Origin of the sequence: Metabacillus idriensis (assembly GCF_050483325.1) — a bacterium.
Taxonomy (GTDB): domain Bacteria; phylum Bacillota; class Bacilli; order Bacillales; family Bacillaceae; genus Bacillus_P; species Bacillus_P idriensis_A.
In genome coordinates this window covers 13691-27042 of the sequence record NZ_JBCMYF010000006.1, presented here as the reverse complement: position 1 = coordinate 27042, position 13352 = coordinate 13691, and the positions used below count along the sequence as shown (strand labels likewise).

General features: G+C 42.5%; 11 protein-coding genes. 1 reads left to right on the top strand and 10 read right to left on the bottom strand.

Annotated features, from left to right (window positions below; translation table 11 throughout):
- Positions 1-54: 54 nt before the first annotated feature.
- From ABEQ24_RS03300 to ABEQ24_RS03255, 10 genes are all read right to left on the bottom strand, one after another.
- Positions 55-945, bottom strand: coding sequence for a metal ABC transporter permease (locus ABEQ24_RS03300; protein ID WP_430005447.1), 891 nt, complete (start codon positions 943-945; stop codon positions 55-57).
- The gene (locus ABEQ24_RS03295) at positions 942-2267 is read right to left on the bottom strand and encodes an iron chelate uptake ABC transporter family permease subunit (RefSeq protein WP_430005446.1); all 1326 of its coding nucleotides are present in this window, start codon (positions 2265-2267) and stop codon (positions 942-944) included. The genes ABEQ24_RS03300 and ABEQ24_RS03295 overlap by 4 nt, the downstream gene beginning before the upstream one ends.
- Before the next feature lie 6 nt (positions 2268-2273).
- The gene (locus tag ABEQ24_RS03290) at positions 2274-3032 is read right to left on the bottom strand and encodes a metal ABC transporter ATP-binding protein (protein WP_430005445.1); all 759 of its coding nucleotides are present in this window, start codon (positions 3030-3032) and stop codon (positions 2274-2276) included.
- A 15-nt stretch (positions 3033-3047) separates the two neighbouring features.
- The gene (locus tag ABEQ24_RS03285) at positions 3048-3974 is read right to left on the bottom strand and encodes a metal ABC transporter solute-binding protein, Zn/Mn family (protein ID WP_430005444.1); all 927 of its coding nucleotides are present in this window, start codon (positions 3972-3974) and stop codon (positions 3048-3050) included.
- A gap of 534 nt (positions 3975-4508) precedes the next feature.
- Entirely contained in the window at positions 4509-5618 is a 1110-nt protein-coding gene (menC, locus tag ABEQ24_RS03280) for an o-succinylbenzoate synthase (protein WP_430005443.1), read from the bottom strand.
- Complete coding sequence (locus ABEQ24_RS03275; protein WP_430005442.1) at positions 5611-7062, bottom strand: o-succinylbenzoate--CoA ligase; 1452 nt, start codon at positions 7060-7062, stop codon at positions 5611-5613. Before ABEQ24_RS03275 ends, menC begins: the two co-directional genes overlap by 8 nt.
- A gap of 152 nt (positions 7063-7214) precedes the next feature.
- Positions 7215-8033: a 1,4-dihydroxy-2-naphthoyl-CoA synthase gene (gene menB, locus ABEQ24_RS03270; RefSeq protein WP_070878739.1), complete on the bottom strand. Its 819-nt coding sequence runs from the start codon at positions 8031-8033 to the stop codon at positions 7215-7217.
- A 28-nt stretch (positions 8034-8061) separates the two neighbouring features.
- Positions 8062-8865 carry a 2-succinyl-6-hydroxy-2,4-cyclohexadiene-1-carboxylate synthase gene (gene menH, locus ABEQ24_RS03265; RefSeq protein WP_430005441.1) on the bottom strand — a complete coding sequence of 268 codons (804 nt, stop codon included), beginning with the start codon at positions 8863-8865 and terminating at the stop codon, positions 8062-8064.
- Positions 8862-10619 carry a 2-succinyl-5-enolpyruvyl-6-hydroxy-3-cyclohexene-1-carboxylic-acid synthase gene (gene menD, locus ABEQ24_RS03260; protein ID WP_430005440.1) on the bottom strand — a complete coding sequence of 586 codons (1758 nt, stop codon included), beginning with the start codon at positions 10617-10619 and terminating at the stop codon, positions 8862-8864. The genes menH and menD overlap by 4 nt, the downstream gene beginning before the upstream one ends.
- A complete protein-coding gene (locus ABEQ24_RS03255) occupies positions 10606-12030 on the bottom strand; it encodes an isochorismate synthase (protein WP_430005439.1) in 1425 nt (474 codons plus the stop codon). The genes menD and ABEQ24_RS03255 overlap by 14 nt, the downstream gene beginning before the upstream one ends.
- 299 nt (positions 12031-12329) lie before the next feature.
- On the opposite strand from ABEQ24_RS03255, the gene ABEQ24_RS03250 reads away from it, so the two are divergent.
- Positions 12330-13265, top strand: a complete 936-nt coding sequence (locus ABEQ24_RS03250; protein WP_430005438.1) for a 1,4-dihydroxy-2-naphthoate polyprenyltransferase — start codon at positions 12330-12332, stop codon at positions 13263-13265.
- The last annotated feature ends 87 nt before the right edge of the window (positions 13266-13352 follow it).

Genomic DNA, 13352 nt, shown 5'->3' with positions numbered 1-13352 from the left:
CTTTTTCTTTATTATTGATAATGAGAATCATTTTTATTCACTGCTTATAAAAATTTATTCACTAACTTCGGCCGATGCAAATTTTCTTCTTGAAAGAAGCTTCGATAACAGACCGTGTGAAGGTGAAAAGATAAATGTCAGGAAAAAAATCAGACCTGCAGCTGTAGCCATTGCCCCTGCAATCGAGACATTCATCCATGTGGCTGCATAGTAGCCTGATATTGCTGATAAAATTCCGATGATTGAACTGATAATCAGCATATGAAGCAATTTATCCGTCAGCAGATAGGCAGCTGATGCAGGAACTATGAGCATGGCTACAACCAGAATCGCCCCAACACTGTCAAATGATGCAACCGTTGTAATCGAGAGCATCCCCATTTGCAGGTAATGAATGAGAAGCACTGGTATCCCAATCGCAACTGCCATCTGAGGATCAAACGAAGAAATTTTAAATTCTTTGTAAAAAAGAATGATCAGCACTAGATTTACGATGAAGACGGAACCAAGCATCCATACGGCCTTCGGTCCCATATCAGCACCTGCTATGGTGATCGTATCCCAAGGCACAAATGTAATTTCCCCCATCAGGGCGTGATTGACATCAAGATGGATGTTTCCTCCAAATAACGAAAGGAGGATAACACCTATGGCAAAAAGAGAAGTAAAAACAACTCCGATTGCAGCATCTGATTGAACACCTTTAGCATTTAATATTTGCACTAGAAACGCTGTAAGCAATCCGACAACAGCGGCACCGATAAACATTGAAATCCCATCTAAGCTTCTGCTGACAAAATAGGCACCTACGATGCCAAGCAAGACAGAATGACTGATTGCATCTGCAAGCATCGCCATTTTCCTTAAAATCAGGAAACAGCCAATCATCGCACAGGTAATGCCGACAAGAGAACCTGTCAGTAAAATCCAAGCATCATAACTCATTGATACAGCCACTCCTTCCTGCTCAGGCTATTCTTCGTCTTAGGAAGCAGCATCGGCTCTCTATGATGATCTTTTAACAGGTTCATTAACCGATCCTTCATATCGCTTGACATCATTTCCACATCAACATCATCACGGCTTGTAATTTGAAGCTGGGCAAGCTCCATTTCATGCATAAGGTACATTTCATAAAGACGCTGATTTAAAGCAAGATGATAGGCAAGCTGGAGGCCATTTTCTGTAAGCCTCCAACTATCCCCTTCGCCTTTCATGATCAGGCGCTTTTTCAAAAGCTCTTTTAATGATCTGCCGACAAGACTGCCGGCTGCTTTTCTTTTATTTACAATTTCGTCAAGCGAGAAGGATTCAGCAGAATATTTTCCCCCTGCACTTTCTGTTAGATCATAAAAAGACAGAAGCAGCTGCTCAACCGATGTTCTTTTTCTCAGCTTGATTTGCTTTAACGCTTTTGAAACCAGCCCGCGTTTTGGAGCAAAAATCAATGAAATCAGAAAGAGCAATGTAGCTGCAACGATTATTAAAGGACCAGTTGCCATTCCTTTTACTGTTGTGCTCAGGAAGGTTCCGGCAACGCCTGAGATTCCTCCGATGATTCCAGCGATAATCACCATATGCCCAAGCTTATCAGTCCAATATCTTGCTGAGATAGCTGGTGTAATAAGCATGGCTGCCATTAAAATGACCCCTACGGTTTGAAGTCCGATTACGACTGCACAAACAATTAAAACTATGAGCAAACCATTCAGAAAAGAAGTTGGAAGTCCAATTCCTTTTGCAAACTGGGGATCAAACGTCAAAATTTTAAATTCTTTAAAGAATACAGCCGTCAAAAGAAGTAAAATGGCAGCAATCAGAGTGATAATCTGAACATCCTGACCGACCATTGATGCTGCTTTTCCGAAAATAAAATCGCTCAAGCCGCTTTGATTTCCGCCGCTGTTGTGCTGAATATAAGTCAGCAGAACGATTCCAAATCCAAAGAATACGGATAAAACCAGACCTAGAGCTGAGTCTTCTTTAATTCGCGAATTCTGTATGATAAATTGGATCAGCCAAGCAGCAATCATCCCTGAAATGGCTGCTCCGACAAGAAACCAGACTAATGATTTGGACCCGTAAAGCAGAAATGCCATACACACGCCTGGCAAGGCAGCATGTGCCATTGCATCTCCTATCAGACTTTGTTTTCTTAGGAGAGCAAAGCTTCCGAGAACCCCGCTTGCAAGCCCAAGCAGCATCGTTCCAAGCAGAACCCACTGAGTATTCTGATTTTGCAATTGATAGAATAGTTCTTCCATCATATCCACTCACTCCTGTTTTGTTTCATCCACAAGCACACTTTTCTCCTGTAAAAATGTGAGCCTGCCTCCGTATGTTTTTTGAAGATTATCCATTGTAAAGACTTCACTCGTTGGACCAAATGCAATCTTCCTTAAATTCAGAAGCAAAACCCAGTCAAAATATTCTTCGACTGTCTGTAGATCATGATGAACAACCAATACTGTTTTCTGTCTTGCCTTCAGTTCATTTAAAAGGGAAATGATCGCTTTTTCAGTTGCTGCATCGACACCAACAAACGGTTCATCCATAAAATACACATCTGCATCCTGTGCAAGTGCTCTTGCTAAGAACACACGCTGCTGCTGTCCGCCAGAAAGCTGGCTGATTTGTCTGTCAGCGAAATCGAGCATGCCTACTTTTTCAAGACATCCGCGGGCAAATTCGATATCTTTTTTCCCCGGACGCTTGAGCCAGCCAATATGGCCGTATCTTCCCATCAGCACTACATCAAGTGCATTCGTTGGAAAGTCCCAATCCACCGATCCGCGCTGAGGGACGTATCCGACGCGTTTACGCTGTTTTTTATAATGATCGCCATAGATTTCAACTTCTCCCGATGCCACTGGAATCAATCCTAAAACGGCTTTAATTAATGTAGACTTCCCGGCTCCATTTGGTCCGATGATTCCAATTAATTTTCCTTCCGGAATTTCAAAACCAACTTCTTGTAAAACCGGTTTTCTATGATAGGCTACTGTCAAATTTTCAACAGTTACTGGATTCATTGTCAAACACCTGCCTTATTTCAATGATGAAACAATAGTATCGATATTGTGTTTAAACATTCCTAAATAGGTTCCTTCTTCTGTTCCTTCTTCACCCATGGCATCAGAATAAAGCTGTCCGCCAATAACGACTTCATGCTCTCTCTTTTTAGAGCCTTCTACAACGGCGTTAATCGATTTCTCTGATATACTGCTCTCTACAAATACTGCTTTAATCTCACGCTCTACCAGTACATCGACTAAATTTTGCACATCACGGAGACCGTATTCTGAATCTGTGCTTAATCCCTGCAGACCCATCACTTCAAACCCATAGGCGTTTCCAAAGTAAGTAAATGCATCATGCGCTGTTACAAGGACTCTGCTTTCTTCAGGAATCGTCTGAACCTGTTCTTTTGCATATTGGTCCATTTCCTGAAGCTTTTTCTTATATGCAGCGGCATTTTCAGCAAATTTATCTTTATTTTCAGGTGAAAGCTTGGTGAGTTCTTCTTCTACGATATCAACCGTATGAATCCATAACGAGATATCAAACCATACATGGGGATCATGTATCTTCGCGTTCGTTTTATCATTTATTAATTTATTTTCCGGAATGGCACTTGCTACTGGCACTGTAGGCTTTTCATTCGACATTTTTTCAAATATTTCACCCATCTTGCCTTCTAAATGCAGACCGTTATAAAAAATAATGTCTGCCTTATTCAGCTTTTGAATATCTCCCTGTGATGCCTGATATAAATGGGGGTCAATTCCTGGACCCATCAGCGACTGCACTTCCGCAGCGTCACCGGCAACGTTTTTTGTGACATCTGCTATTTGAGCAGTTGTTGTGGTTACTTTTATTTTTCCGTTTCCATCTCCGCTTGCGCCCTGGCTGCACGCTGTCATCATAACGGACAGGGCAAGGATTGAAATCAGCATAAATATTCTCTTTTTCATTCTTAATCCTCCTCTTTCCTTCGTCAACAAATGTTTCCCTTGTGCAAATTTTTGATTAAAAAAAGGACTTTCCTTCGCAAAAACCATTTTATGAAAGAAAGTTAGGTCATGTGCTAATAAGTTAGCTTGTTTCATGTTTTGTTGATGAGTGTAATTATTTTGCCTATACGCAACAATTTAAAGCATTTTAAGCTTTCTGTCAATCATTCTTTCTCGACAAAAGAAATGCAAAATCGCCTGATCAGCACAGTCATGCCTGGTAAAAAATCATTCTGAAAGTCCTCAGGGTTTTTTTGTTCCGGCCGAGGAGTCAGGCGAAGGAGCTAGACATAGGCGGGAATTATGCTATATAAAACAAAAAGAGCCAGCTACATACATAGCTGGCCAAAGATTGAAGCAGAGAGGGCTGATTGTCGAAATGATGTCTCTAGCATCATTCCATATATTTTTAACATGGAATGCGAAATTTCACAAAACCGCAAAATCAAATTATGCAGAGCGAAAATCGGATTTTCTCCTAGAGAAAAATCGAATTTATTTAGTAAAACGTTCAATATGTGTACAGTATTTTGCTAATTTACTCCGATTTACTTCAAATCCGATCCCAGGACCTGCAGGTATATTAATTTTCCCATTATTAACGGTAACCGGCGGAGAAATGATATCTTCTTCCCAATATCGTGAAGATGCAGAAATATCACCGGGTATTGTGAAATTCGGAAGTGATGCAAGGGCGATGTTATGTGCCCGTGAAACCCCTGTTTCAAGCATTCCTCCTACCCAGACCGGAACATTGTGCTGCATGCAATAATCATGAATTTTCAACGATTCAAAAAGACCGCCGACTCTCCCCGGCTTAATATTAATGACGCCGCAGCTGCCCAGCTGAATCGCTTTTTTTGCATCATTTAGCGTAATAATGCTCTCATCAAGACAAATCGGTGTCTTTATTTGAGCCTGCAAAACCGCATGATCAATAATGTCATCGTGAGCAAGCGGCTGTTCAATCATTAAAAGATTATACTGATCAAGTTCCTTTAAAAGGCTGATATCATCGAGCGTATAAGCAGAGTTGGCATCTGCCATTAAGGGAACATACGGAAAATGGTTTCTGATTTCATGAAGCAGGACAGCATCTAATCCAGGCTTGATTTTTATTTTAATTCGTTTATATCCCTCGCTGACATGCTTCTCAATTGTTTCAAGCATGTGTTCCATTGAAGACAGGCCAACGACAACACCTGAATCAATTTGCTCTGCCGTACCGCCTAAAATGGCTGCAAGCGGCTTTTCCTTACACTTTGCATGAAGATCCCATACTGCACCTTCAATCGCTGCCTTAGCCATTTGATTTCTTCTGATATAGGAAAAAGAATCAATGAATGCTTCCGGATCTTGAAATGGTTTTGCAAGCAGCTGAGGGATAAGAAATGATTTCAGCATGTGATGACACGTTCCAATTGTTTCTTCTGTGTACCAGGGTGAAGAGAATGCAACAACTTCTCCCCATCCTATTCTTCCGCTGCGATCACGTACTTCAATTAGAACACTCTCCCGGCTGGAAACTGTTTCAATACTGGATTGAAAGGGGGCAACGAGCTTCATATCAAGGTGATGAAGGGTCACTTCCTGTACATCAATCATGTGTACCACCAATAATTTCTGCGAGCATTCTGCGCACTAATTTATTTGAAGCATTTCTAGGCAGCTTGTCGATAAAATGAATGCGTTTTGGAATTTTATATTTTGCAAGCTGGGCTGAACTATAGGCAATCAGTTCTTCCTCACTCACTTCATCTTTAGCCGCAATGAATGCGTGCGGAACCTGCCCCCATTTTGCATCAGGCATTCCGGTTACACCGGCTTCAATCACAGAAGGATGAGAAAGCAGGGCAGCTTCAATTTCGGCCGGATAAATATTTTCGCCGCCTGATACGATCAGATCCGAACGTCTGTCAAGGATATATAAAAATCCTTCTTCATCCAGATATCCCATATCTCCTGTTTGCAGCCATCCATCATGAATAACAGCATCACGTTTCCAATACCCTTTCGTTACATTCGGTCCATGCACATGAATTTCTCCCTCTGTCAAAGGGCGGCAGACTTGATCGTTCTTCATAATTTTAATCATGCACGGAAAAAGCGGTTTACCTGCTGAACCAAGCTTTGTCAGGCTGTACTCAGGTGATAGCGTGACAATCTGCGAGGAGGTTTCTGTCATTCCGTATGTTTGATAGACAGGAATTTTTTTCTTCTCACATTCCTTCAATAACGGCATAGGTGCCGGACCGCCGCCTAACAGCGTGCATCTGAAAGTCTCCGGATATTCACCTTCTCCAAGTTTATCGATCATCTGGGAGAGCATGGTTTGGACAACAGAAACGATTGTTGCACCGTTCTCCATGATTTCGCGGTTTGCTCTTAAGGGATGAAAGGATTCATGAAGAATGACGGTCATTCCATAGATTACACCTCTCATTAAGATGGACAGACCGCTGATATGAAAAAGAGGAACGGCGCAAAGCCACCTGTCATCATGATGAAGCCCAAGATTTAATGAGGAACCGGCAGCGCTCCAATAATGATTTCCGAATGATTGAAGAACACCCTTCGGTTTTCCGGTTGTTCCAGATGTGTACATAATAGTTGCCGTCATATCTAAATTAAATGAATGTTCATATTGAACAGAAGCTGTTTCTGCTGTTACAAGCTCTGCGCTATCGATTGTTATCCAGTCTGGGTTTTCCCAATTTTGATTAAGGGCTGCATCGCAAATGAGGAATGCTGCTTCTGAATCCCTTAATTGCCAATCAAGCTCTGAGGCAGTCAATCTTGTATTTAACAGCACGGCTGTGGCCCCAATGTATGTGAGCGCATGAATAGCAGCAGCCATTTCTATCCTGTTTTTCATAAGGATGGCAGCATGCTGTCCTTTTCTGATCCCATGCTGATAATAAGTAAAGGCTATTTGTTCTGTCAGTTCATGCAGTTCACGAAACGTTATTGTTCTCTCTTCTGTTATCATCGCCATTCGGTCAGGGGTTAAATAGGCACGCTGCTCTAACCAATTGGGCATTGTATTCATTTTTTTGTTCACCGCCTTAAATTGTAGAAAAGCGCAAGCTAAAAGGTCTGCTCCCGGGATCTGGTCCCTTGCGCCAGACAAAGATGCAAGAGACTAAAATTCAAAACTATAAGAAAGCAGCTTGATGAAATCATCAAGCTGCTGCATGTTGTTTAAGGGAATCTTGGGAACTGCTTGAAGTCAGGATTGCGTTTTTCTTTGAAAGCATCTCTTCCTTCTTTAGCTTCATCCGTTGTATAGTACAGCAGAGTTGCGTCTCCCGCAAATTGCTGAATACCTGCAAGGCCGTCTGTATCTGCATTAAATGCAGCTTTAAGGAAACGAATGGCAGTCGGGCTCTTTTCTAGTATCTCCTCGCACCATTGAACCGTTTCTTCTTCAAGCTTTTCTAAAGGCACAACCGTGTTGACAAGACCCATGTCAAGTGCTTCCTGTGCATTGTATTGACGGCATAGGAACCAGATTTCGCGTGCTTTCTTATGTCCGACAATACGGGCAAGGTATCCTGAACCATAACCAGCATCAAAGCTGCCCACTTTTGGACCCGTCTGGCCGAAAACAGCATTGTCAGCTGCAATTGTTAAATCGCAGACAATATGAAGCACGTGGCCTCCGCCGATTGCATACCCCGCTACCATGGCAATAACCGGTTTTGGAATCACGCGGATTAAGCGCTGAAGATCGAGAACATTCAAACGCGGAATTTGGTCTTCGCCAACATAACCGCCATGACCGCGCACCTTTTGGTCGCCGCCTGAACAGAATGCTTTGCCGCCTGTTCCAGTTAATATAATTACCCCAACATTTGCGTCATCTCTTGCATAAGCAAAAGCATCAATTAATTCCATTACCGTTTTCGGACGGAATGCATTATGTACCTCTGGACGATTAATCGAGATTTTGGCAATCCCATTATACGTTTCATATAAAATATCTTCGTACTTGCGTTCAGCAATCCATTCTACTGTCATTTCGCGTACTGCCTCCTTATGAATACGTTTACGAATTAATAAACTCATTTACTATTCTACCAAAGATTTGCGGTTGTTCCACATGAACTGCATGACCTGCACCAATTATTTTAATAAATGTCGAAAGCGGGAGCAAATTTTTCATCTCTTTTGCGATTCTGCAGAACTTTTCATCCCGCTCTCCGCTTAGCAGCAGAACTGGAATGTTTAGAGTATCGAGGCTGTCCCATAAGGACCTCTGAGATCCTGTCCCCATCCCTAAAAGACTGTTTGCAAGCCCCGTCTCATCATTTTTCAGCCTTTGTCTCCGCTGTTTTTTTTGTCCGTCCTCTGAGAGAGCTTTCTGAGTGTCAAAAAGCGGAATATTCTCCCAGAATTCTATAAAGGATTCCATTCCCTTTTCTTTAATAAATTGAGAGAGCTTTCGGTCATTTTCTCTTCTATTCATCCTCTCAGCCTCTGTTTTTAAACCAGGAGAGGCACTTTCAAGGATCAGCTTGTCAATCTGTCCAGGGTGCAAAACGGCATAGGTTAATGCCAGCCTTCCTCCCATAGAATAGCCTGCAAGTATGAACTTATTAAGATGAAGCTCTGCAAATACAGCATGTAAATCCTTCACCGATTGCTCCATGCTGAATCGTTCAAATTCTGAAGGCGAATTTGTCTGTCCGTGTCCTATCAGATCAATTAAAATAACTTTATATTGACTGAACGTGCCCAGAAAGGGATGCCAGTTTTCAGCTGAACCTGTAAATCCATGGAGAAGAACTAGTGGTGTTCCTTCTCCATATGTTTCGACATGATAGGATACTCCTCTTATCGTCAGCATCATTTTAAGATCTTCTCTCTTATTTCCTGGGAAACACGATTCATCAATTCACGATGAATGCCGACACGGGTTTGACGATTTGTGCGCACCTCTATGATATTTAAGCCTTTTTTAATGACAGCTTCTGACACTGCTGCCCGGAATTCTTCCCATGTTGCAGGCAATGTATAGGCAGCATCATATAAATCGGCAGCATGTTTGAAATCAAGACCTGACGGCGTGCCGAATAAAGTTTCAAAATGCTTCTCTTCTTTTGACTGCGGAAGAAACGAAAAGATGCCTCCCCCATCGTTATTAACGAGAATGATGGTCAAATTGAGCTTGTGCATTTTCGCAGCAAGCAGACCATTCATATCATGATAAAAAGATAAGTCGCCGATGACTAAAAAAGTGGGATAATCTGTGCCGGCACCCGCACTCATTCCAAGCGCTGTCGATACGATCCCATCTATTCCATTTGCACCGCGGTTCGCAAAAACTTCAATGTCCTTTTCGGTGTTCAGGAAGTAATTATCCAAGTCACGAATTGGCATGCTGTTTCCTGCAATCAGCTGACACTTCTGGGGAAGTGCATGCTGCAATTCACGGAAGACATTTCCTTCAAACAGGTCGCCGCCTTTGTCTTCAGCTGAGCCTGCTAACTCACGCGAAATGAGATTTATTTTCTGCCATGACTGCAGCCAATCCGCATCTTCCCGCGTTTTGACCTGTTTGGTAAGTTCGTTGCACAGCCAGCTTTCTCTGCATTCAATCATTTCCGCGGCCATTAAGGTCGGCTCCCGCCAGCCTCCTTGTCCATCCACAACAATTTGACAGATGTCAGCCGTTTTCTTCAAGAATAAAAACAGCGGCTTTGAAACCGGCATTGCTCCGAACCGGATAATGACTTCTGGCTTTAGCTGCTCTGTTATGTATTCATCCTTCATAAATGCATCATAGCATTCAATGACAGATGATTGATCATGAGAACCTGTTCTTAAATTAGAAAGAGGATCAGCAAGAATCGGATACTTCAGGATGGAAGATAAGTTTACCGCCGCTTGAGCGAAATCAGGATCGCGAAGCTCTCCGCATATAATCAATCCCTTTTTTTCTTCTGACATGAGATCAGCTAAGCGCTGCACTTCGGAAACAGCAATAACTGCAGAACCTGCTGTTACTTGAACCTGTTTAGGGCGGCTATTCAAACTTGTCCATAAATCCTCAGATTCTAAATCAGGTACGAGAGGTTCTCTGAACGGAAAATTAAGATGAACCGGTCCTGCTGGAGAAGATATGGCTTTGCCCGCTGCACGCGCGGCCATTGTTCTTCCATAATGAAGAAGCTCAGCAGTATGCTCCGGAATCGCCATATCAGCAAACCATTTTGCATAGCGGCCGAACAGATGCAGCTGATCGATTGCCTGCGGGGCACCCACATCTCTAAGCTCGTGCGGACGGTCTGCCGTTAAAACAAGTAAAGGCACTCTTGAATAGAATGCCTCAACAACTGCCGGATAATAATTAGCTGCCGCCGTTCCAGATGTACAAAGCAATGCAACAGGTCTTTGCTGCATCTTAGCCATGCCAAGGGCAAAAAAACCTGCTGATCGCTCGTCAATCAGAACATGAATAGTGATATCAGGATGCTCAGCCATCAGCATGGCCATAGGCGTTGACCTAGAACCAGGGCTGATAACTGCATCCCGGACACCCGCTTTAGTTAATTCATCAACGAAACTTGCTGCATAAAGGGTTAAAGATTTATTTGCACTCATGATTGACTCCTCCCAGCGCAGAGAGCATCGGCTTCAGCTTAATCAGTGTTTCCTGATATTCCATTTGAGGATCGGATTCTGCTACAATTCCGCACCCGGCAAACAGAGTTGCCTGCTCACCCTCAATTAAACCTGAGCGGATGGCTACTGCAAACTCACCGTTATTTTCAGCATCAAGCCAGCCTACTGGACCTGCATACCAGCCTCGGTCCATAGGCTCAATTTCTCTGATCATTTCAACAGCAGCCATTTTTGGATATCCGCCCAGGGCAGGTGTCGGATGAAGCTTCTCCACTAAGTTCAATAAAGAATAACCTGCTTTCATTGATCCTTCAATCGGTGTATATAAATGCTGAATATTTTTTGTTTTTAATAATTGCGGGTGATCTGAAACATCCACTTCACTGCAGCATTCCTCAAACGAATCTTTAATCATTTTCACAACAATCGCATGCTCGATCAGGTTTTTTTCATCATTTAAAAGCTCTGTTCCAAGCTCCGTATCGTCTTGCTTGTTCTTCCCTCTTTTAATGGAACCAGCAAGACATGTTGAAAGCAGCCTGCTGTTTTCCTTTTTGATCAGTCGTTCAGGTGTCGCTCCAATGAACGATTGCCGGTCATTTTCAAAAGAAAAGATAAAGCTTGTAGGCTGCTCTGTCTGCAGTTTGCTTAAAGCTGAATAAATATTAATTTTGTGATCAAACTCAAGCTGTACTTCACGTGCCAGCACGACTTTATCCAGCTTACCGCTTTTAATTATTTCTGTAGCTTTCTGCACTGCTGAAAGCCATGTGTCCGTATCCGCCTCTTTTAGAGTGTAATTATTTACAGACACATCCCCCATGCTAGTCTTTCCAGTCAGAACTTCTTCAGCAATCGTTGTGAAATGCTTGGCACATGATTCAAGATCATCATCCGGCTTTATCACTCGATTGATTGTCAGATAAGAGACACTGTCTTTTACGGTTAGCATAACCGCAGGCAAAAAGAATTTTGCCTCAGGGTAGTTATTCCAGCGCTCGTTTCTGCGGTTATGCGGATCAAAAGAAAAACCTCCGAATAATAAAGCGCCTGTACCTATATGAGATTGTGCACCATCTTCGTAATGCACCATTTTTTTAAAGCGTTTCCAATCAGACTCAATCCGCCCGAAACGATCGCTTTCAGCAGAATCATTCTCTACTGTGCATTCGTTTCCCAAGCCTGTAATCGTAAAGCGTGAACCGGGAGTTGCCCAATAAAACCGCTCGCCTAAAAAAAGCCGCTCGCCGGCCGCATAAAAATGGAGGGGGTTCATCGAATCATTCAACGGCTTGACCTGACTTAATATGACCGGTTTATCAAACTGTCTTGCTTCCTCCAAAGCACGCTTCATAATCTCCGTAAATGTATGTTTTAATGCCGTAATCATTGGAAATCCCTCCAAAACCGAAAAATCGCTTATATTAAGATACACCTCAGAGGAAAGAGGTGTCAATAGTACTTGGACAAAGAAATGGTATAATAGAAATAACGACTATTATCCTTATTATATTACTACCCTGACAACATTAAAATCAAAAGCTCTCGGGGAAGAAATTTCCCTGTCAGGGAATTAAATGATTGTTCAAACTTTTGTAAAAGGATTGACACAATATTGTAAATTTCCTACACTTAATTCTGGGAAGCAAACGTGCTCCATCTGGTTTACAAAAAGGGGAGAAATCTTTGATGCATACACAATCGCACACGACACAAAACGTGCCTTCCATCAAACCGGATAAAAGCTGGAAAGTATGGTGGATGCTGCTGCGTCCGCACACATTGTCTGCAGCCTTTATTCCTGTTACGATCGGTACGGTGCTTGCTTTAAATGAAGGTCAGGTTCATATCTTATTATTTCTAGCTATGCTGATTGCATCCATTTTAATTCAGGCTGCAACCAATATGTTTAATGAATATTTCGATTTTAAACGCGGACTTGATAATGAAAACTCTGTCGGAATCGGCGGAGCAATTGTCAGGAATGGTGTGAAACCAAAGACTGTATTAAACCTTGCCTTTGCATTTTTCGCCGTGGCCGCACTATTAGGTATTTATATTTGCATGACTTCCACTTGGTGGATCGCTGTTATTGGATTAATCTGCATGGCTACAGGCTATTTTTATACAGGCGGCCCTATGCCAATTGCCTACACTCCATTTGGGGAGCTTGTTGCAGGTTTCTTTATGGGCATGGTAATTATCCTCCTTGCGTATTACATTCAAACTGGTGCGATATCAGTGATCAGCATCATTATTTCCATTCCGATCGCTTTCCTGGTTGGAAACATCATGCTGTCAAATAATATCCGTGATCTCGACGGCGATAAAGAAAACGGGCGCAAAACACTGGCAATTCTGATTGGACGCAAAAATGCGATTATTTTCCTCGCTTCCATGTTCGCTGCCTCATATGCGGTCATATTGATCATGATTGCACTCGGACACTTGTCTTTTTGGGCGCTTTTAGTCTTAATCAGCACACCTAAAGCATACAGTGCCGTAAAAAAATTCGTCGGCAAATCACTTCCGCTTGAAATGATGCCTGCAATGAAAGCAACTGCTCAAACAAATATTCAATTCGGCTTCTTGCTCGCACTCGGTTTATTCATAAGTACAATCTAACCATTACACGGCCCTTTAATGGGCCGTGTTTTTTTGTGCATTATTTACAATTATGATTTGGCCCTTTCTGTTCATACTAAGAAAAGC